This is a genomic window from Litoribrevibacter albus (assembly GCF_030159995.1).
GTDB lineage: Bacteria > Pseudomonadota > Gammaproteobacteria > Pseudomonadales > Litoribrevibacteraceae > Litoribrevibacter > Litoribrevibacter albus.
Genome location: NZ_BSNM01000014.1, coordinates 33713 through 55620, shown reverse-complemented (window position 1 = coordinate 55620; position 21908 = coordinate 33713). Strand labels below are relative to the sequence as shown.

The following is a 21908-nucleotide window of genomic DNA, read 5'->3' as shown; positions in this document are numbered from 1 at the left end:
CTTAATTAGCAAAAAGAGTGAAATGCATGAGCGAGCACGACCAAGGCCATCAAAAGAAAGGAAAATGGATCAGTCATCGTAAACGCGCCACCAAGTTGGCAGGTATGACGGCATCTATTGTTGGTAAATACGCTTCAAATCGTATTCGCTCCAGCTTCCAGAAATCTCATCGTACAGAAGTCGCCAAGAGCGAACTGTACCGGGAAATCGGCAAGCAAGTCGTGAGCACACTCGGCGAATTGAAAGGCGCTGCCATGAAGGTTGGGCAAATGCTCTCCCAAATGCAGCACCTCTTTCCTCAAGAGTTTACCGAAGAGTTAGCAGCCCTCCAGAATCAGGCGCCGTCAATGGATTATTCAGTCATTGAACGCCAAATCATTCTGGAATTGGGCGACTATCCAGATAACATCTTTGCAGAATTCTCGAAGAAACCGATAGCCTCAGCCTCTATCGGGCAAGTGCACAAAGCCACTACTCACGACGGCCAGGAAGTCGTCATGAAAATCCAGTATCCGGGTGTTGAAAAAGCCTGTAAGTCTGACCTTAAACATTTACGGCGGTTACTCAAGTTTGGTGGTTTACTTAAAGTTGATCCATCTGCATTGGAAGCGGTATTTGAAGAATTATCAGAGACCTTAATTCGCGAACTCGATTACCTTGAAGAAGCAAGACAACTCAAGCGTTTCGGAGAATTTCACCAGAGCGACAGTAATGTTTGCATTCCCTCCGTCATCGACGAATATTCAACTAAGTGCATCCTGACCACCAGTTTGGAACAAGGTCTTTCCATCAAAGAAGTTCCAAAACAGTTACCTCAAGACATCATCAACCAATTGGGTAATACTCTCTTTCACTTCATCGCTCGGCAAGTCTTTGAATTTAATGCCTTCCATAGCGATCCTCACCCCGGTAACTTTGCCTTTAAATCCGATGGCACTCTAATCGTTTATGACTTTGGAAGTGTTAGCCCTATCTCAGCTATGCATAAACAAGCATTCCTAAATTGTTTAAGCTCAGCCATCAACCGAGACTACGATCAACTCAATCAAGCCCTGTTAGAGCTAAATGTCCGATCCCAGAGCAATCGAAGAATTCCAGATGAATTCTATAAATTATGGACGGACATATTTATGACCCCATTTGAAACCACAGACGGGTTTGATTTTGGCCGATCGAACGTTCATAAAAAGGTGTTAAAGGAATGGAAATCCGTTCTGCCCTACTGGAGTGATTTTCAACCTTCAGCAGATACCGTATTTATCAATCGAGTGATTGGTGGGATTTACTTGATGCTGGTAGAGATGGGTTGCCAGTGCCAGTTTAGACCGGCCTTAGATGACTTCATTCAACGAGCAGAGCTTCAGCAGGCTGAAGCTTGCCCGTCGTGACTTACCAATCAAGGTAAGTTCAGAAGAAAGATAATCAGGATTGTTCAACGCCCGATAATCGGTGCTGTCTCTTCGCTTCTAGCAAAGAAGTGCCCATATCCGGCGATTGAAGTACAGCTTCGAGCTCTTCAAACGCTTCATAGATATAGCCACCTAATACATTTAGATCCGGCAAGTAATCTTTAGACGCAATCAAACCGAAGTGCAGCTGACCATCATAAGAGAACATAGTAACGTTCAAACGATGACCAGGTCCTAACGTACTCACGGGATACCACTCTTCTAGCTTTGCACCTTCCATATACAGGGTTTGCTTTGGCCCTGGCACGTTAGACACGATGGTATGCGAAAGCGCCGGAATAAATTGCGCGGCTTTGGCAGATTCCATCAATTGAGAGAAACCATTGGTTAATAAGGAGTACGCCTGGATACTGGCGGCAGGTGACGTATCAATCTGATGACGAATACTCTGTAACGATACACCAATCTCTCTCAAACGGATAACAGGGTCATCCGTCCGATCTGCCAACTTGGTAGCTACCAAACCAATCTGATTTCCGCCAACTTTGGCATCTTCACGCCTTAGCGAGACAGGCATCGTAATCGTCAACGGCTCATCCAGAGGACGACCAATATGATCCAGATAACGATGGATAGCGCCATCCAAACAGGTCAACGCCACATGATTAAGGGTATTTCGGGAAATCTTCTGTAGATTACTTACGCGATCCATTGGCAAGGATGCCGTAGAGAATGAACGTTTGTAGGTAATTGAGCCTGTCAGCGCCGACTTGGACGATGTAAAAGGCAATGAAATAGCGTTCTTGGTAAGACCCGCCGCTTCAAGACACAACTGCGTCGAAATACGAGAGATACCCACTGCCGTCTTAACGTTGCTTGTCGCCATGTTTTTAAGGCGTTCCATCATAGACGGTCTTTTACGTGACGACTTCTTGTTATAAGGATTATCAGGCATTGCCCAGAATGGCGGTAAATCCAGAGTTTCTGCATCCTTTGCATGAAACTCCATCATTATTTTACCGGCAGAAATGCCATCCACCATGCAATGATGACCTCTGAAATAGACAGCAAAGCGATTATCGCTTAACCCATCAATAAGATAACAGCGCCATAATGGCAGAGAACGATCAGTTAAGATTTCGTGAAGTTCAGAAACCTTGGCATAGAGCTTTTCACGGCTTGAACCTTCCGGCATTTTTAAATATTCAACATGATCTACCGGGTCAAAATCGGGGTCTTCTAGATAGTAAGGTGCTAATGGATTGGTGATATTGAGTTTAAGATTATACGGAGGATAAGCTTCTTTGACGGTCAGCCATTTTTGGTAAAGAGCATGAACAAAGTTCTCATCTGCTCCTTCCGGCTTTCGATAAATTAATAAGCTTCCGATATGTTTTGGACTATCTTCCGTTTCAGTAATGAGAAATCCGTTATCGACGATACTGAGATAGCGTTTGTTGTTCATTGAACATCCTTACGTGTGTCTTCCCTTAATGATATTCATCCCATTAAAGCAGAACTTAATAGGATAATGATACTATTTGCTCATATTTTTGCGGCCCGTGTTAGAAATCGATTTGTGAACAAAGTTCAATAGTATTAGAAAACGTCTAAAGTTGAGCGATAACCCATGAACACTTGATTCAGAAGGGTCATCGCCCAAAAACAGTACACTCATTAAGAGTGCACGAAATAAAGAACTGACTTAGAAAACGAACTCTCCTTTCACCCAGAATTGACGGCCAGGTTCGTTCACACGAACGGCATCCGAGCTGAACGGATCAACACTCGCTGCGTTTACATGGTAGGCGTATGCTTTATCAAATACGTTCTCTACACCCGCTTTTAAGGTCAGATCATTCATCACATTATAATGTGCTTGCCAATGCAGTACGCCAAAGCCTGTGGACTCACCTGCATCAAGGCCACTGGTGTCGCTCACATGATCCTGTCCATCTGCTACCACCCACTCAAACCCAGTGCCCCATGCGCCCGTTTTATAATCGGCATAAAGATGCGCTTCCAACGGAGCGATTTGAGACAAGTCAGTGCTGTCCTCAGTGTTCATACCTCTGGTATACGCCAAGGTGGCACGAGTCGAAAGTTCCTCAGTAAATTTGTACTGGCCTTCCAATTCAACACCAGCAAGCAAAGCATCTACATTGCGGTATTTGTAGATAGAATTCATACCAGTACCCGCCTGATACCGCTCAATATAATCCTCAACCTGATCATAGAACGCGGTAGCCGACCATGAGTAGCTGCGTGTCGCCTGACTTAGGTTGATGTCCACCTGATGATGAATTTCAAAATCGAGATCAGGATTACCCACCCAATCGTTTTGATTTCCCATCATTTCTTTGTCAGAGGCGATATAAAGTTCGGTGGCATCTGGCGCTCTCGCGGTTCTACTAAGGTTCACATCCAAAGTCATGGTGTCTGAGAGTTTTCGATCCCAGCCAATAACCAAACTGATTTCATTTTCAGAACGCTTGTCTGCATCGTATCCGTAGTAATCTTCATACAAACCATTCGGCGTTCTTGGCGGCATCATGTTGTAACTATCATCGGCCCCCTTCGCTTCTGCTGTCCAGTGATCGAAACGTACACCCACACGTAAGGTGTTTACATCAGAGAGGAAGTAATCCACCTCGCCAAACACCCCTGTGTTTCGAAGCTGTGCGTCTGGCCACAAAATCGACGTAGACATAGCGAATCCATTGCCATAGTCCGTGTCGTTGTCCATGTATCGGGTGGCTTTCTGATTGCTGGCTTTATAATCCGCACCATATCGAATATCTGCAGAATCAAGGTAGGTGTTTGCTAAGAAACGTCCGCCCCAGCTATCCGTACTTGACGGTGCCGCCATGCCCATGGGCATAGGAGGCATTCCCATCACAGGTCGACGATCACGCACGGTGTAGTTATCCATCAAGTGGTTAACGTCACTGCGATAAACGCTCAACTCAAAATCATCAACAAACCCTAGCGACGCGTCATGTACCCATTTAGCCCGAATATGGTCTGCATCGGCATAAGGCGAATCCATGCCATTTCCAGAGTAATACACGTCTTCCTGACGACTTTGTTCAAGGCCAAGTTGAATATAATCTGACTCGGTAATATCCCCCCCAAGCAGAATACCTTGGGTTAATGATTTGTAGGACGAAGAAACCGTATCGCCATTACCATCATCATAATTGCCTGTCTCAGTCTTTTCGGCGTACGCACGAATAAAGCCTGTTTGGTTACCATGAATGGTGCCACCCGTCGAAACATCGATGGAGCCACTGGTTGCTTCGGAGTTATCCGTATGGCCTAAAGTAATTTTTCCCTGATATGGTTTGTCATCAAAAATCGGACGTTGACGTTCAAAAATCACGGTACCGCCAGAACCACCACTGCCATAGATCACAGAACGATTGCCCTTGATGACCGTCACACTATCGAAGGACTCCATCCCGATGTAACTGGTTGCCGGATCCATTCGGCTTGGGCAAGCACTAATGATCTGTCCACCATCGGACAGAATATTTAACTGGCCTTGTTGCTGACCACGAATAATAGGCTCAAAACCGTGACCTGCACGACGCAACGCCGTCACACCATTGACCGAACGGAGTAATTCACCTGAATCTTTGATGGGATGCGTGATGGCTGATGATTCCGGCGTAAGCTGTGTATCTACGCCTGTTTGCTCAGCGGTGCCGATCACCTGAATAGTTTTGGTATGCTGACTTCGCTCAACTGCTTCAGTTGTCACTTCATTTGCCTGAACCAAAACGCTACTGAGTAACAAAGGAACGGCAGCCAGATATGGTGCGACAAAAAAGGATGTGTTATTGGTCATACTGCTTCCCCATTAATGTAATTTTATTAAATTCTTTTGTTTTCAATCAGTTATTAAGGTCTTCTTTATTCTTAAAGCGCCCGAGCCACTTTCTCGGGCACATTTTTTAGGCACAAAGAAGCCCCTACCAATGGTTTTATCCCACTGGCAAATAAACGCTGTTATCTGAATTTGGTTGTCCGGTTTACGTCCGGATTAGGGTTATTCCCGGTAGTGCTTCTTCTGCAATTTCCTTTGCAACGTTCGGCGGTGCATGCCTAACTGGCGCGCCGTTGCAGAGATATTGAAATCGTTGTCCGTGAGAGCCTGTTGAATACGCTCCCATTCCAACATACCAATCGTATTTGGCTTTTCGGCAATTGGCTGATCAGGATTTGCCTGGTAAGTGGTCATGGCCGTAATGATTTCGTCGATAGAAGCTGGCTTCGCCAAATAATGAACGGCCCCTAATTTGATGGCATCCACTGCAGTGTTAATACCGGCATACCCAGTTAATACGACAATGCGAACACCAGGGCTTTTCTCAACAAAGGATTCAATGAGTGTCAAGCCAGACGGACCCGGCATTCTTAAATCAAGCGTGGCGTAATCAAATTGCTCCTGATCGATCAATGCCTGGGCTTCACTCACATCATGGGCAATTTTGTATCGATAACCTTTACGCTTGAAAGACAGGGCCAAGATTTCGGAAAAATCCAAATCATCATCCACAATCAAGACATTGGGTTGATCCTGTTCATCAGATACCGATTCATCTGCTGCAGATATGTCAGTTATTGGCTGATCAGACACGCGCTACCCCTCCCCATTCATTGAATTGTCTACTACCGGAATCGAAAGAATAACTTGCGACTTCCCTGACGATGATTTGTCGAAGCTTAAAGCACCGCCAATACGTTGAACCAAGGTATTCACCAGGAACAGTCCAAGACGAACCTTGCCTTGACCGTCCGTAATCGGCATGTGGTTTTTGAGCTTTCTCTGTACCTCTTCAGGCATACCCGGGCCAGAATCCTGAACAATAATTTCAATTGTATTCTGATCAATTCGACTGATCAGCTGAATTGCCTCATCAGACACCCGGGCGGCATTGTCCAATAAGTTAATTATGGATTGAGATAAAAGTTTGTCCGCCACCACTTTCAACCCTTGAGTAGCGTCCAAATGACACTCTAACTGCTTTGTGGGGTTCAAGTGATTCCAATTCTCGGAAAGCGAAAGCAGGAATTGATTGATTTCAACTTCAGACGCATTCATGGCACGAGGCTGGCGAACTACCGTCATCAAATCATTCACTGATTGACAGCATCTGCTCACCTGACGAGCTAACAGATTCAAAGTAGGCTGAACCTCATCATTACCGTCTAAACTGGCCTTGAGCTCGTCAGTGGCTAACTGAATGGCATTCAACGGCGTGCCCAATTCGTGTGCGGCACCTGCGGCCAACATACCCAACTTCATGATTTCAGTTTCAGAATAAGCTTGCTGCTGAATTCTATAAATTTCCTGATCCCGTTCTCTCAAGTTATTCGCCATTCGAACCACAAAAAATGCGACCAACACAGCAACAATGACATAACCCAAAAACATTCCGTGAAGATGCAGATTAAACGAAGAATCATTGACCTGATGCCCAACATGGCCTGCATGTCCGGCATGCCCTGCAATGGAAGACACTGATGGCATCGAAGCCATTGAATGAGTCAAGCCAGCAACGTCATAGCTCACGTATGAAAGAATCAGATAAGCACAGCCGGTAATTGCTACGATCAACCAGGTATAAATGGGTTCCAACAAGATGGCAGCGATCACTACCTGAAGAATAAAAAATCCAATGAAGGGGTTTGAAATACCGCCACTGAAGTAAATCAAAACAGACAAGGCGAGAACATCAATCAGAAGCTGAATAAACACTTCCTGTCGTCCAAGTTCCAAGCGATTAGCGCCTTGCTTCAAACGATAGGCAGTAAAAACATTCACAAGCGCCAACAAACCAATCACCACCAACATCGGTTCCACCGCCAGCTTGAGGCTGAATCCCCAATAGGCAACCGAAACCGACAAAAGCTGACCGACAATCGCGACGTTCCTGAGCAGGAACAGCAACCGTAGATTCTTGTTTTGTGTGATGTTTTCTAGATTTGAGTTCATGGACTGCATTATCCCCTAAGCTAAAATGATGTCACTGCGACAAATTGTCGCATCAAACAGGAAAAATGTATTGAGACCAGATGGTTACTAGCCTCATCCAAGATCAGGTATACTTACCAAGTGAACAATAGTTGAGATAAATCAATGATCGCCTGTGCAAGACATATTCTAGTGAAGACCGCTGCGGAAGCAGAAAAGCTCAAAAAACGTATCCAACAAGGTGAGGATTTCGCCAAGCTCGCGAAAAAATACTCGCAATGTCCATCAGGAAAAAAAGGTGGTGATCTAGGCGAATTCCGCCCTGGTCAAATGGTTAAAGCCTTTGACCAAGTGGTGTTCAAGAAACCCATCCTGGAAATTCATGGGCCTGTAAAAACCCAATTTGGCTTTCACTTAATTCAAACGCTTTACCGTAATTAGCACATCAACTCGTTACGTGGAGTGAGTTAACTCCACAAACTTACTTGGGCTGAAAACGATAGATATGCTGCGTTAAAGCTTCAGCCCATTGTTCATAGAGTTTAGGACCAGGATGAAACCCATCACTGGCCATCAGTGAATGGTCTAACTCAAATCCGGGTTCAATCAAGCTACAGTTCTCATTCGCATGAATGAGCTTCTTCAAATGAGCATTCAATTCTCTTGCTCTCAACCCCAAACACCACCTTAACGGCTGTGGTAATGCCGGAAACATATGCATGGGTGGGACAGGCGTCATCAACACAGAACCGACTGAAAACTTATCCTTTAAAAGATCGATCATTCGCTGTTGCTGGTGATACCAATCATTAGGTGAAACACTGCTGGTGACATCATTCACCCCTATCGAGGTAATCACCACATCGACCTCAAACGCATCAAGCGTTTCTAATCGTTCTATAACGTCTAACGTTTTATCACCCGTCTTGGCTTCTAATCGCCATTCAATCTGATAATGAGCTTTTAAGCGCTCAATTAGCTGCCCTGACAAAGCCTGAGACTGACAATCAACCCCGACACCGGCTGCGGCAGAATCCCCCAAAATCAGAACACTCAATGGGTTGCCCTGCCCCAACACACCTGATCGCTCCCCTTTTGCTTCCGGAAGCTTTGGAGTAGTGAGACGAACGTAGATCCCTTGAGGTAATAGAATAGGTAAGAGAAGTAAGGTCGAAAGTGTATTTAGCATCCTGCATCACCCTTATCTGGCATTTAGACGGCGTCATTAAGACAGTGTCAGTAAGACAGCTAATCTACTCTATGATTGTTGTGATCCCATGAAAAACTCAACGATGGTCAACCCCTGAAAACCGGCTGCAATGATGATCGAGCCAATGAAAAGCGGCATAGCTACATAGGTAAAACGAAAGAACAACACGCCGCGCTTTTCGCCTAATGTGGCTCTCATAACTTTAAGACGTCCGTCCGTCTCTTTGTATTTAACGCTACGATACCCAAACACCAGAGCGATTAACCAACACACTGCACCTAGGGCAATAGTCATGAGATTCATACAAGATCCTTATCAACTGACAAAAGAACGGGAAAAGAAGTGTCGCATTATAGAGAATCGATTAGATGATAAAAACTAAAAAGCCGCTCTGTTACGAGCGGCTTTTGTTGGTGAGATCGATCAAAGAATGAAAAGTCGATACCACTATGGCTGATAAGTCACTGAAACCAGATAGGTTAGCTCTGGCTGATTGTAGCCACGGCTCACCTCATACTCCTTTTCAAAGAGGTTTTCGATCTTGGCCTGCCACTTCAATCCATCAATCACCTCGTAGCCAACACGAAGATCGACGGTAGCATAGCCGGGTAACTCAACCGTATTTGCCTGATCCACATAGGATTCATTTTCAGCTACAAAAGAAGCACCGGCAGAGAAACGGCCAAAATCACGATCCATCATAATCGACAAAGTTTGCGTCGGACGGTTAATTAATCGATTCCCCTTATATACGCCGTTGCGACTCTTTGCGCTTAGCAAAGATAAATCACCGCGAATAACCCAATCAAAAAAACGCGTATTGGCAGAAAACTCCATCCCCTGAATTCTCGCCTGATTCACGTTCTCAGGAATATAGAAAGGCTCTTCGGAGACGATCAAATCCTGAATGCGAGTGCGGAACCAGGTGATCGACCAGTTAACCGATTCTAAAACGCCATTGATGCCCAGTTCGAGCGTATCCGATTTCTCGGGCTTTAAGTCTGGGTTTCCTGAACAGCAGAAACCAAAGCCTGGATGGTATAGATAATTAAATGACGGAGCGACAAAAGCCGTGCCATAAGACGCCTTTAATCGAGTCTCGTTTTCGAAGCTGTAGCCCCAGCCTAATGAACCTGTGTGCTCAGACCCAAACTGCTCGTTATCATCATATCTATGGTTCAGCTCCAAATCATGCCCTGAAACATGCATTTGTACTTGAGTAAATACACCATGATTATTGCGCTCATTTTGAATAAAGTTCGAGGTGGTGTCTGAGTGATCATCCTGGAAGTCGTACCCCACAACAACACTCACGTCATCCGATGGCGTAAATTCATTGATCCAGGAAAATGAATCCCGTCTAGTTTCGAAGGACGACAGCCTTTTGAAGTTAGCAAAGGTATGTGACTTTTCCCAACTACGGCCAAGCTGAATGCTCGATGACCACCATTGAGTCATGTCGTTGTTCAAGCCAAATCCCAGTACACGTAAAGTATCTTTATTTTGCTGATTCGGATAGAAACCAAATGAATCATCAAATTCATTTTGAGTATGAGACTGCAAATAATTGAATGTCAGGTTCGTCTTACCAGACAGCTTAATGTCTGAATTGACCGTTAACGATGAATTTTCAAACGCGTCATCATCACTTTCGTAGTGCTTGTAAGCATCAATACCATCGGTGCCTTCATAACTATAGGTAGCATTCAGGGAAGCAGAATCGTTACGAACACCAAAACCTAATGCCACCTCTTGTGTATCATCCGATCCTGCCCCCACGCGAATAAACGGGCTAAATCCGGATTGGCTTTGCTTACGAGTAAAGATCTGGATCACACCGCCCGCAGCTTCTGAGCCATAGAGACTGGATCTTGGCCCTTTCACCACCTCTATTCGTTCAATCTGATCCACAGGGATATTTTGAAATGCCGTCGCACCATTATTTGCAGAGCCTACTTTTACACCATCAATCAAAAACAACGTATGAGTTGATGCAGTGCCACGAAGAAACAACGAACTTTGCTTCCCACGTCCTCCAGTGTTTTTGATCGTAACATTGGCAAAATCACGCAACAGCTCTTCAGTAGAACGCGCTTGAGAACGTTCAATATCTTCTCGTGTGATGATAGTAACGGACGACAACGTCTCATCGACAGACACGGCTGTACGGTTAGCTGTGACGACCATAGTGTTGGGTTGAGAATTTTCTATCGACTGACCATGGACGTTTGGATGCATCAACATAGCCGCAGCGAACATCGATGCGATTGCCGGAGATTTATTGGTTGAAGAAACGAACGTTTTAGAAACTAATACTTGAGAAAGCCTAGATTTAAATATCATTATCCTACCGCCTAACGTGCCCACCGCACGTATCAGTGAAAACACACAAGCCTCTTCATTGAAATGAAAAATCATGATCAAAATGAAAAGCGCATTGCGTCATGAGTAAATGCTTTCAGGCCGGTCTCCGGGCTTAGGAGTAAGATAGTTGTCCATCTACATTCAGCGCCTTCCCATGCATGTTCTAAAAACTTAAACACAGTGGCTAATTGCTGAACTTAACTCCATTACCGTTGCGGGGGCAGCGTTGGAATTTCGTGAAATATCATCTGATGTATTCATCAAACGTGATAACACAAGCACGCAACTTCCCGTTTAAAGACACGCTCTTAGTTACTGACATCAAAATTGTGAGCAATAAAATAAGGCACGCCTACCTAAAGCGAGGCGCGATTATCCTGATGACACCAGGTAACTTCAAGTGTTAAGGGAGGATTATTGATAAGCGTCGTTTTAACGGCGGGATAGTTGAGCTAAACAACCTGGGCAAATGCATCGAGTATCTATGTCTCGCTCAGCTAACTGCTCTTGGTAATTTTCAGGAAAGCTCTCAGAGACACACCAACAAGGTGTGGTTGACTCAAGATTGCTATCAGCTGGGTTATTGTCTTCACAGTTATTGTTTTTAGCTTTGATCTCTTCAGACTTTCCAGCTTTAGATTTCCCTGCTTTAGATAGCGGAGCAGCCATCTGACACTGGTTCGATTTACCACATAATGGACAAATTGAAGGATCAATTGTTTGTTCTTTTGAGGAGTGAGTCATAGACCACCAACATTCCAAGCCGTCATTCTAACCATTTTAGGTCTATACTCGATCTAACAAAAGAGTTGAGAGTGGACTGTATGACACCTAAACACATTAGATTTCTGTTTTCTTTCCTTCCGCTATTTTTCTTTCCAAATCCCTACATCTATGCAGATTTGTCGAACCCCACCGACGATATCATTGTGGAAGTAAGTGGAGCGATTACTGTCACAAATGCGGACGACATGGCAATCATTGACCGTGATGTGATCAATAACCTTCCTCGTAAAAGCATCACCACGAGCAGTCATATCACAGAAGTTCCAGTCACTTATAGCGGCCCACTGTTTACTGATTTACTGACACTGCTAGGCAGTAAAGGTCGCACTGTTGTTGTGATCGCCTGGGATGACTATCTGGCCGAAATCAGTGTTGATGATTTGGATAAGTACGGCGTCATTCTTGCTGACTCAGAAAACGGAAAACAACTCACGCTTTCTGATCGTGGGCCTCTGTATGTGGTCTTCCCTTTTTCTGACTTCCCCGAGATCAGAAACGACCTCTACTACAATAAGTCGGTATGGCAAATCAAAGCCATTGAGGTGAAATAGAGCAGTGAGTAATACAAAACAGCTACTGCTCGTAGTTAATATCATAGTCCTTGCCGTTGTTTTACTTGGTTCCGTGCTGTTTTCCATCCATCAACTTCAGAAGTTTGAGGAATTAAACGACGGCCCGTTTCTGGCCATCATCAGTAACAACCTTGGGGTCAAAACCAAGTTGATGTCATTACAATTAGCCAGTCAGCGATATCTCACAACCCCCAACAAGAAAAACTTTAAAAATCTCAATAGGCAACTGAAAGTCATTAAAGGCAGTATCAACAATGATCTTAAAAGTGATGTAACACGGAAATTTCATCACCAACATGGTGACATATCCAAGCTCATAGAATTTCAGGAATACCTTGATCAACTTAGTTTCTTTGCTCCCAAGCACGAGCATGACCTACTCAATGCTAAAGAGTTTGATTCCCACCTGAACAAAGCCTATCAGCATTGGAACCGTTACAGCAGGCAGGTAATCCACGCGTCCCAAGAACAAAGCTTAATGATGCATAACTATTGGAATAAAAGCCTCTCTAATCAAATATTTCTGCTCGGTTTTATTGGAGCAATATCCCTTATTGTACTGATCGTCATTTCAAGACAACTGATCATTCAACGTAGAATGAGTCATGCCTTAGAGAAACAAAAAGATGAGTTGACCATTGCTCGAAATGCAGCAGAAGAGTCCACCAGAGCCAAGAGCCGTTTCTTATCAAACATGTCACATGAAATCAGGACACCGTTAAACGGCATCATAGGTCTGACCAACCTTGCCCGTCACAAGGCAGACACCCCTGAAGTTCAAGGCTATTTAGAAAAGGTGATTCTCTCCAGTGACGCCCTACTTCATGTCATCAACGATATTTTGGATGTCAGTAAAATTGAATCCGGAAAATTTGAATTAGAGATTGCGCAGGTAGATCTGGCCGATGTATTTGAGAGACTTTCAGCAACCATGGGGACGAATGCCCGAGACAAGAATCTGAATTTCTACATTTTGATTGAACCCAATGTACCTGCTTATATCCAAGGTGATCCAGCCAGACTCCAACAAATCTTAACTAACTTAATATCCAACGCCATCAAGTTTACTAGTGAAGGCTATATCCAACTTAAGGTCACTTACAACTCAACAGGCTTTCTGGAAATGGAAGTGTCAGATACCGGCATTGGCATTCCCGACGAAATTGCCGCAAATCTCTTCGAAGAATTCACCCAAGCGGATGCCTCCACTACAAGAAGGTTTGGAGGAACAGGTCTTGGCCTTTCCATTGTAAAAAGCTTAACAGAGCTTATGGGGGGCGAGGTTCATATCAGAACAGAACGAGATGTAGGAACCGCCTTCAGTGTCATCTTACCCGTTCAATCTCAGGATCAAGTGACTAAGACGATCACTGAATCAACCAATGTTGCCAGAAAGAAAAAAGTACACTGGATCAAGCTTGCTCACCCTGCTTGTAGTGTTCCCTTTGCGAATTCAATCAAGATAACGAATACAGGCGATCTAAGTGAATCAGAGAAATCAGCCACCCCAGAGTTAGAACACATGCTTCAAGCATGCGGTATTAACTGCTTTCCTGCTGAAATATCTGACTCCTTGTTGATTGAACTCCCCCCTGAAATGGAAGCAAGTACCATCAATGATGTGTCCTCACTCCTGAACAAGCACAAAGATAAAACCATCTACATCGTTGGCTACCCGGACCAATTACTTGAATTGCATGATCACTTTACCCAACCATTTGTTGGGATCGAAGCGCCCCTAAACACTATTCGAATTGTAAATGCGTTGGCAGATGAACAAGGGCAAAAATCCAGTGCCTCTTCACAATTAACACAGCAAGACTTCCATGGGAAACATGTATTATTGGTGGAAGACAGTGCTATCAACCAACTGATCGCGTTAGAAATGCTGAGCATTTTTGGCGTCCAAGTAACAACCTCAGACAACGGAGCCATTGCCGTCGATAAAGCGAATACAGAAGTATTTGATTTGATATTGATGGACATCCAAATGCCAGAAATGGATGGTATGAAAGCCACAGAGCTGATTCGTCAAAGCGGGCTTAACCAAAAAACGCCGATCATTGCGCTAACGGCTAACGTGATGAGTGAAGACATCAAACGGTATAGAGAAATCGGAATGGACAGCCACCTGCCCAAACCGTTTAAACCTGACGAGCTGATCGAAACGCTGAAGACGTTTCTAACCTAGTCAGAAAATGAGATTGTTAAGATCGCTCAATTAACCAATCAGCAACTTGCGGCCAAATCTCAGTGGTAGATTTGCTGCCGGAAAGAATCCCCATGTGACCGCCTTTCACTTCCTGGTGGAAGGTGTCTTCACTGGATGCGTGATCAAAGAGTTTTAAACCACAATCGGTTGTTACAATCGGATCATGCTTTCCTGTAATTAAACAAAGATTCGCTCTAACATCACTGTAGTTCACACGAAGATTGCGTAGTGGTAACTCACCTTTCGCCATGATGTTGTCGGTCCATAGGAACTGAATAACATCCTGAATAACCGCACCGGGATACGCCACCATATCATCCAAGAAAGCACCATTGGTGGCATGCGAGATGATGTACTCTTCGTCATGCAAATTCTTTAACAAATCCAGATACCCCTGAATACTACCCACAGGATTAGTCAGCTTAAATGCCATTGAATTCGCCCAACCCGGTGAACGCCACCAGCGCTGTTTGGTGTTATGTACTCGCCAGCCAGTTCGTTTTTCTAACCAGCGTAGATTGCGTGAAATACGTTGATACTGGACACCTAATTCACCATTAGCATGGTAATCACACGGCGCACCGATCAAGGCCACGTTCTTGATGTCCTTATCCAGTGCTGAGTACGCCGCACTGAACATGCCACCAAAGCTCCAACCATGTAACGAAAGCGTCTGCTTACCGCTGTGTTCACGAACTTTTGCCATCATCTCAGGCATCAAGTCAGCAATATAGGTTTCGATGGAAAAGTGGTTTTGTCTCCAACCTGGTCTTCCCCAATCCACAAGGTACAACTCAAACCCTCTGGCGCGTAAATACTTAACCAGGCTACGTTTCGGAAAGAGATCGTAGATGTACATATTTACGGCCAATGGTGACACTAATACCAATGGTGTCGGCAAAGATTTTTTAGCCACCTCAACGGTAAACTCACCACCCTGACCGTCTTCTACCTGAATAGAATCACACTCCAATGGCGGGTAATAACGCAAAGTGACGATGTCTTTTTGATGCACCACTTCAAAAGGTGTCTTTTCTGCCTGAACCAACGTATCCGCATTAAAAAAACGTTGCTTCGCATTCTCTTTCGTTTGCTGATAAAGACCGATCACTTCAGAGGGCTTTTTGATGCTACTTTGGAGTGTTTTTTTGATATTACGGTTAAAGATTCGTCTCGCAATTTGCTGCATTGTACTTCCTAACACCTATCGAAAGGTCACTGCCGAGTCGGCATACTTACATTTCGTTACATTAAAAAATAGCCAAGCAGTGTAGTGCTTTTTGCAGCTCAGGTCATTGTTTCTCGGAGTAAATTCCTCTGAAAGCCAGATAAGACATAAAAAAACCGCGAGATACGCGGTTTTGTCGAAATCCAAAATGAGACATGAGATCAAATAATTATGGCTGTTTGTCGTAGACTGCCACTCCTTTGGGTATTTCGAACCAATCTTGTTTCTCACTCACCCACACATGAGCCGTTGGGTTTATGATACTGGTATCCGTCAGATTAGAGGGCTTGAGTTTGATGGTCTCCGGCTGTTTTGGATCAAAATGATAAATCCGGTTTCCACAGGTCGGGCAAAACTTTGCGCCGTTGATGTTGCCACTGTCTGCCGTTCGACTCCACTCAACCATCTCCCCTTCAAACTTAATATCTTCAGCATTTACGATGGCCGTAATACTAAACGCGCTGGTCGACAACTTTTGGCATTCCTTGCAATGGCAAGCCACGATCATTTTTGGTTGTGAGAGTAATTGATAGGTTACTCCGCCACACTGACATGACCCTGCGATCGGATAGTTCATTGTAATCCCCGAATAAACTGTTTGATGTTAAAGAAAGAAATCAGTAGGTCTTTCTTCATCCCAATAAGTTTCCTATTTTTCTCACCTGGCGATCACACCTGTTCTGCCAATTATTTGCTAAATAACTAGCTACCACTCGCAAACGACTGGACACCAGAACATTGCACTTCAGAAGGGATTGTCGATTCCCTTTTTTCAACTCGCACTTTAATTCCACCGTGTGGTGTTAGCGTAATCGATGGGAAAGGTTCTACCGTTTCAGAATGTTCATAGTTCAACCGGAAGTTTTTCACGATGGAAGACAGCAGAATGATGGATTCCATCATTGCAAAGCCTTCACCAATACAGACTCTAGGCCCGGCACTAAATGGCACATAAACGCCTTTTGGAAGATCCTTCTCAAAGGTTTCAGTCCAGCGTTCAGGCTTGAACGATAATGGATCATCAAAATAGGTTTCTTCTCTTCCCATTAACCAAGGGCTGATTAACACACTAGCGCCCTTTTTGAGAATAACGCCATCCATTTCAATATCTTCTGTGGTTTCTCTACCAATCAGGTGAGCTGCAGGATAGAGTCGCAAAGTTTCTTTGATGATGGATCGAGTATATGGAAGCAGTTTAAGATCGTCCCAGCCCGGATCTCGTCCCGCAAGAACAGAATCCACCTCCTCTTCCAACTTCGCCCGTTTTTCAGGATGCAGTGATAACAAGTACAAAGCCCAGGAAAGTGTAATGGCCGTGGTATCATGCCCAGCCAAAAACAGCGTAATCACTTCATCTCTCAATTGTTTGTCTGGAAGACGAGAACCGTCCTCATAGCGAGCCTGCATCAGTACAGATAACAGAGAGTTGCTCTCCTGCCCTTGTCGTTCCTGATCTTTGTGATGCTGAATGAATCCGTCCACCACTTGATTAAGCTTTTTAAGTGCCTTCCAATACTGTCGGTTGCTCTTTGTCGGAATTGAATCCTGCCAAGAGAACGGCCGTGCCATACGGGTAGGAATTAACCCTTCCAAGGTGTGCATGGCAGTTAAAAGCTGCTCGTTGTGTTCACCTAAATCTGCATCGAATAAGGCCTTCGCGACGATTCTTGCGGTCACTTCCATCAGTTCATCGTGAAGATCAATCTCAGCCCCCTCTTGCCAATGACTCATCATTTCCTGCGTATAGGACACCATAAAGTCAGCGTAATTTGCGATTCGTTTTGGCTGAAATGCCGGAGCAGAGAGCTTACGATGAACACGCCAGGATTGGTGCTCATTGGTTAATAAGCCAAGCCCAAATAACGACGTAAAATGCTTCCAAAAATTACGATTCTTAATGAATTTATCTTGATCGGACACTAATACTCGGCGTATCAATTCCGGCCGACAAATTAAATAGGTGTCTACCGGCCCCAGCTTGAAATGAATGAAATCCCCGTGCGCTTGTCGAGCTGAGGTCATAAAGTTCAGTAAGTCCTGGGTAAACGGCTTAATAGAACCCAATAAGAAATGACCTTTGGGTCCAGAAATGTGCACAGTCATCAACGAAATCCTTTTTTTATTATTTTTCGACCGATCGTCTATTAATGATTCGATAATAGACTTTTCTGTTCACAATTCAACCAACACAATCAAAACTTCACTCACCGCTCTGATATTTTTCAATCAAAGTGCCTAGTTCGATTGAAATTCATCCTCAACCGTGAAAAGGTAAGCAACAGATCACGAACGCAGTCTGTGACTGGGATGACGCTTGTTTTCACGCCCTAAAATGATGCATAAAACAGTAACCCGCCAGACGCAATGCTTTTATAAAAAAGGACACACTATGAGCGAATGGCATCTGCAGGCCGACGCAAAATTTACGGTTGGGCAAAAGTCTGAAGCTGGCGTAAAACCAGATAACGAAGATGCCATCGGTATTCGCATCCCCGACGGTTCACTGTTAAGCAACAAAGGTGCGGTTGCGATTATCGCGGATGGCGTCAGCGCCGCCGAAGCCGGTAAAGAAGCCAGCGAAACCTGTGTTCGAAACTTCCTGTACGATTACTACTCGACGCCTGACACCTGGGGCGTTAAGAAATCGACAACAAAAGTCCTGACGGCGTTAAATCGATGGCTTTACGGCCAGGGTCGACACTATATTGATGCGGGCAAAGGCTACGTGAGTACCATGAGCTGCATCATCTTTAAGTCTCAGACAGCCACTATTTTCCATGTGGGTGACAGCCGGATTTATCGATTACGAGGGGAAGAATTCGAACAACTCACCCGAGACCACACAACCTATATTAGTGACCAACAATCCTACCTCGCACGGGCGATGGGGCTGGATGTAAATCTCGATGTAGATTGCCGCACCCTGGACATCGAGGCCGGTGACATTTTCTTTTTATCCACGGATGGCATTCATGATTTTGTCAAAGACAGAGACATTCGAAATGTACTAAAAAATGCAATAAATCCTGACCAGTCAGATCTGGAAACCTTATGCCAGCAGCTCATTGAGCTGGCATTATCAAATAACAGTAATGACAATCTCAGTTGCCAAATCGTGCGGGTTGACAGTCTTCCAAAGCAAGACGTTAACGACGTTACTCAGAAACTGACAGAACTTCCTTTCCCGCCTTATTTAGACGTAGGTATGACCTTGGATGGTTATAAAATCGAAAAGGAAATCCATGCCAGTAACCGAAGCCAACTTTATCGGGTGCGAGATACGGAAACCGATAAAATCCTCACGATGAAGACCCCCTCGGTCAATTACGATGATGATCCGGCCTACATAGAACGCTTCATCATGGAAAGCTGGATTGGCAGTCGAATTAACAACCCTCATGTGGTCAAAGTAGTTGAATCGAGCAGACGGAAATCCTGCCTGTATTACCTAACCGAGTTCGTTGAAGGAATAACACTGGAACGTTGGATTAATGAGCATCCCAAGCCTCACATTGAAGAAGCACTTTATATCTTTGAGCAGATAGTGAAAGGCGTTCGAGCATTTCATAGAAAAGAAACACTTCATCAGGATTTGAAACCCGGCAACATCATGTTGGATAGAAACGGGGAAGCGAAAATTATTGATTTTGGCTCCTGCCATGCTCGCGGCATTGCAGAAATTGCGTCCCCCATTGAACAGGATGGCATCCTTGGTACAGCGGGATATTCGTCACCAGAAACGGTTTTAGAATTCAAAAGTAACATCCGCTCAGAAGTATTTTCATTAGGTGTGATTCTGTATGAAATGCTGACAGGTCAGGAACCCTACCACGGTAAGCTCAATACCTGCCGTTCAAAAAGCGCTTATATGAAGCTCAAATACACGCCAACGTATGAGCACAATCCGCTGGTTCCTTTCTGGATTGATGGTGCGATACAAAAAGCGTTGTCCTTTGATCCTCAAAACCGACATCAGGACGTATCCGAACTTTTATATGAAGTTCAACATCCAAACCCCAAATATAAGCGACAAAATACTACGGCCTTAGTCGAGAACAACCCTGTAGTCTTTTGGCAGCTATTGTCTCTGGCGCTATTTATCGCCTTCTGCGTTGCTTTGTACTTTTAGAGACGGAAAAAGAAGACCATGAGTCAGCCAACCCTGATCACCTGCATGCTTACCGCCAGTACTGTATCGACAGCCATTCGGGTCGCACTGGTGGTTGGCACATTGTTAATCGCGATTAATTACGGCGACAAGATTCTGGCTGGCTCCCTGACTCCAACAGACTGGATCAAGATGTTTCTTACCTATTGCGTACCTTACTGCGTTTCCAGTTATTCCTCTGCAAAGGCCATGCTGGCGCACGGCCTTAATTCTCCTCCAACTAAATAGGTTTCCCATCCGGGCGAGCAGTCAATAAATGCGGTCCGTGCACACACACAAACAGCCCGAAAGCAATGACCCAAAGCCCACCCGCAATAAGAATGGCGGTGGAAATCAGTTCTGGCATGATCATCGGAAGCACTGAACGCATCACCACAGAGACAAAGAGCAGACCAAATGCAACCGCCAAAGGTTTAGAGGCTTGCAGCGGTCTTCCTGTATGACCAAGGCTTACACGGGTGATCATCGAAAGAATCATGCCCCCTATCGCGCCAACGGTTATCAAATGAAGCACAGGGCTCAAACTATCAATCACCTCCAGCGCATAGAGACTCAAAGCTAACAATCCCCAAGCGATAAAACTGAAGAACAAGTGCAAGGACCATAACAGAGGCACTTTGAAGCACAGCCAAAACTGCAATCGGCCAAGACGAATCAGATTGGCAAGCCCGGATACAAATGCAACGGAGGCTAATAACGCAGAAGGTACGTCATTCAAACCGTAGACGGCCATAGCCACCAAGCTTAACAGGCTAAGCAAGGCAACCGCATCCAGCGCAGGAATGGAATCGATCTTTTGAACTCTCAAGCCATTCGCTGTAAAGAATGGCAGTACACGACCACCGATAATGGCAATGATCAAAGCAACTAAAAAGATCGCACCGTGAATGGCATTTAGCGCAAAGCCTTCCAGAGACGCTACCCCTAGGACACTGCCGTAAGAAAGCGCATTCAAAACAACAAACAGCAGTAGAATGGGCACAAACATCAAGTTACGCCACATTTTGGCTTTAATGATGGGGTACGCCACAGCAACCATCAGACCGACCAGATACGACTCATCAATTAACAGTACCAGCCAGCCCGGTAGCCCGGAACCGAACGCCAACGTCAATCGAGCTAACAACCATACCCCCACCAACATCATCAAAGGCGCGCCGGTAATGGTAGGAATACCGGTCCAGTTACGAACCGCCGTTAACAGAAAACCACCGATAATGGCCGTAGTAAAGCCAAACACCATTTCATGGCCATGCCACCAAATAGAACCACCTACAGGCATCCAGGAAACGGCAGTCCCCGAAGACAAACTAGTCCAATAAAATGTCCACCAGGCAATCAGTAGTACTCCAGACAGAGCGCCAAAGAAAAAAAGAGGTCGAAACCCTAAACGGAACAAAGGATGTGGAATCTTACCTGCAGACATAGTACTTACCTAACTGATCAAATATGCTGAGTATACTCTCATAAATACCCGACTAAAATACTGAGGTATATCAAACCATCGCTTTCAGACCAGTCGTTTTGAAGCAAGTCATCCTTAACTCACCAAGCCTCTTCACTGAATCTAAATTCCATTCAAATCCTCAGCTAATGACTTTTATGCATATTTTCCTTGGCCTGAATGAACCAATTTTAACCAATTGATCGAAGCCAATGGCGAAGCAGTCAAAGGCTATCCATACTCACAAAAACATCACTAAAAACACCAGTGAAAGACATCGGACGTATTACAAGAATAACAAAAAACCTATCAGCAGACGGATCACTCAATGGTGCGCCCCAAAGCACTCACCACACATCCCTATTTGCTGATGAACACCGACAAGGGAAGACATACAAGGGGGAAAGATGAGCAGCGAATCATCCGTCAAAACGGCACCAACTACCTTCAAATCAACAACCACATCAACAACAACCACCACATCAACAACCACGACATCAAATGCGAACATCAAACAAAACGCTTCGACTAGACT

Annotated in this window: 19 protein-coding genes and 1 riboswitch; of the genes, 6 read left to right on the top strand and 13 right to left on the bottom strand. The window is 44.8% G+C overall.

Going from position 1 to position 21908, the window contains the following annotated elements; genetic code table 11:
• Window positions 1-26 precede the first annotated feature (26 nt).
• Window positions 27-1388 (top strand): ABC1 kinase family protein, encoded by a 1362-nt coding sequence (locus QQL66_RS10435; RefSeq protein ID WP_284381248.1) that lies wholly within the window; start codon window positions 27-29, stop codon window positions 1386-1388.
• Window positions 1389-1422: 34 nt separating this feature from the next.
• Here QQL66_RS10435 and QQL66_RS10430 read toward each other — a convergent pair whose 3' ends face one another.
• The 4 genes from QQL66_RS10430 to QQL66_RS10415 all read right to left on the bottom strand — a co-directional run bounded on the left by QQL66_RS10430 (window position 1423) and on the right by QQL66_RS10415 (window position 7410).
• Complete coding sequence (locus tag QQL66_RS10430) at window positions 1423-2874, bottom strand: wax ester/triacylglycerol synthase family O-acyltransferase (protein WP_284381246.1); 1452 nt, start codon at window positions 2872-2874, stop codon at window positions 1423-1425.
• A gap of 240 nt (window positions 2875-3114) precedes the next feature.
• On the bottom strand, window positions 3115-5259 hold the full coding sequence (locus QQL66_RS10425) for a TonB-dependent receptor domain-containing protein (RefSeq protein WP_284381245.1): 2145 nt from the start codon (window positions 5257-5259) through the stop codon (window positions 3115-3117).
• A 201-nt stretch (window positions 5260-5460) separates the two neighbouring features.
• Complete coding sequence (locus tag QQL66_RS10420) at window positions 5461-6051, bottom strand: response regulator transcription factor (RefSeq protein ID WP_284381243.1); 591 nt, start codon at window positions 6049-6051, stop codon at window positions 5461-5463.
• A 3-nt stretch (window positions 6052-6054) separates the two neighbouring features.
• Entirely contained in the window at window positions 6055-7410 is a 1356-nt protein-coding gene (locus QQL66_RS10415) for an ATP-binding protein (protein ID WP_284381242.1), read from the bottom strand.
• Between the two features lie 144 nt (window positions 7411-7554).
• Here QQL66_RS10415 and QQL66_RS10410 point away from each other — a divergent pair, with 144 nt between their 5' ends.
• Entirely contained in the window at window positions 7555-7830 is a 276-nt protein-coding gene (locus tag QQL66_RS10410) for a peptidylprolyl isomerase (protein WP_284381241.1), read from the top strand.
• A gap of 40 nt (window positions 7831-7870) precedes the next feature.
• Here QQL66_RS10410 and QQL66_RS10405 read toward each other — a convergent pair whose 3' ends face one another.
• The 4 genes from QQL66_RS10405 to QQL66_RS10390 all read right to left on the bottom strand — a co-directional run bounded on the left by QQL66_RS10405 (window position 7871) and on the right by QQL66_RS10390 (window position 11707).
• A complete protein-coding gene (locus QQL66_RS10405) occupies window positions 7871-8578 on the bottom strand; it encodes an SGNH/GDSL hydrolase family protein (RefSeq protein ID WP_284381240.1) in 708 nt (235 codons plus the stop codon).
• A 69-nt stretch (window positions 8579-8647) separates the two neighbouring features.
• The gene (locus QQL66_RS10400) at window positions 8648-8902 is read right to left on the bottom strand and encodes a hypothetical protein (protein ID WP_284381239.1); all 255 of its coding nucleotides are present in this window, start codon (window positions 8900-8902) and stop codon (window positions 8648-8650) included.
• Between the two features lie 144 nt (window positions 8903-9046).
• On the bottom strand, window positions 9047-10942 hold the full coding sequence (locus QQL66_RS10395) for a TonB-dependent receptor domain-containing protein (protein ID WP_284381238.1): 1896 nt from the start codon (window positions 10940-10942) through the stop codon (window positions 9047-9049).
• A 101-nt stretch (window positions 10943-11043) separates the two neighbouring features.
• Window positions 11044-11302, bottom strand: a riboswitch (cobalamin riboswitch).
• Between the two features lie 93 nt (window positions 11303-11395).
• Window positions 11396-11707, bottom strand: a complete 312-nt coding sequence (locus tag QQL66_RS10390) for a cysteine-rich CWC family protein (RefSeq protein ID WP_284381236.1) — start codon at window positions 11705-11707, stop codon at window positions 11396-11398.
• Between the two features lie 80 nt (window positions 11708-11787).
• On the opposite strand from QQL66_RS10390, the gene QQL66_RS10385 reads away from it, so the two are divergent.
• A complete protein-coding gene (locus QQL66_RS10385) occupies window positions 11788-12300 on the top strand; it encodes a putative pterin-binding protein (protein WP_284381234.1) in 513 nt (170 codons plus the stop codon).
• Window positions 12301-12304: 4 nt separating this feature from the next.
• Entirely contained in the window at window positions 12305-14512 is a 2208-nt protein-coding gene (locus QQL66_RS10380) for an ATP-binding protein (protein WP_284381233.1), read from the top strand.
• A 16-nt stretch (window positions 14513-14528) separates the two neighbouring features.
• Here QQL66_RS10380 and QQL66_RS10375 read toward each other — a convergent pair whose 3' ends face one another.
• The 3 genes from QQL66_RS10375 to QQL66_RS10365 all read right to left on the bottom strand — a co-directional run bounded on the left by QQL66_RS10375 (window position 14529) and on the right by QQL66_RS10365 (window position 17864).
• Window positions 14529-15722 carry an alpha/beta fold hydrolase gene (locus QQL66_RS10375; protein WP_284381231.1) on the bottom strand — a complete coding sequence of 398 codons (1194 nt, stop codon included), beginning with the start codon at window positions 15720-15722 and terminating at the stop codon, window positions 14529-14531.
• Between the two features lie 208 nt (window positions 15723-15930).
• Entirely contained in the window at window positions 15931-16338 is a 408-nt protein-coding gene (locus QQL66_RS10370; RefSeq protein ID WP_284381230.1) for a GFA family protein, read from the bottom strand.
• A gap of 125 nt (window positions 16339-16463) precedes the next feature.
• Window positions 16464-17864, bottom strand: coding sequence for a cytochrome P450 (locus QQL66_RS10365; protein WP_284381229.1), 1401 nt, complete (start codon window positions 17862-17864; stop codon window positions 16464-16466).
• A 286-nt stretch (window positions 17865-18150) separates the two neighbouring features.
• Between QQL66_RS10365 and QQL66_RS10360 the strand changes: the two genes are divergently transcribed.
• Window positions 18151-19890: a bifunctional protein-serine/threonine kinase/phosphatase gene (locus tag QQL66_RS10360; RefSeq protein ID WP_284381228.1), complete on the top strand. Its 1740-nt coding sequence runs from the start codon at window positions 18151-18153 to the stop codon at window positions 19888-19890.
• A gap of 18 nt (window positions 19891-19908) precedes the next feature.
• Window positions 19909-20157, top strand: a complete 249-nt coding sequence (gene nrtS / locus QQL66_RS10355; protein WP_284381226.1) for a nitrate/nitrite transporter NrtS — start codon at window positions 19909-19911, stop codon at window positions 20155-20157.
• Here the strand turns inward: nrtS and QQL66_RS10350 are convergent.
• Both QQL66_RS10350 and QQL66_RS10345 read right to left on the bottom strand, forming a co-directional pair.
• A complete protein-coding gene (locus QQL66_RS10350; protein ID WP_284381225.1) occupies window positions 20150-21355 on the bottom strand; it encodes an NnrS family protein in 1206 nt (401 codons plus the stop codon). The genes nrtS and QQL66_RS10350 overlap by 8 nt on opposite strands.
• Before the next feature lie 343 nt (window positions 21356-21698).
• Window positions 21699-21884 carry a hypothetical protein gene (locus QQL66_RS10345; RefSeq protein WP_284381224.1) on the bottom strand — a complete coding sequence of 62 codons (186 nt, stop codon included), beginning with the start codon at window positions 21882-21884 and terminating at the stop codon, window positions 21699-21701.
• Window positions 21885-21908: the final 24 nt, after the last annotated feature.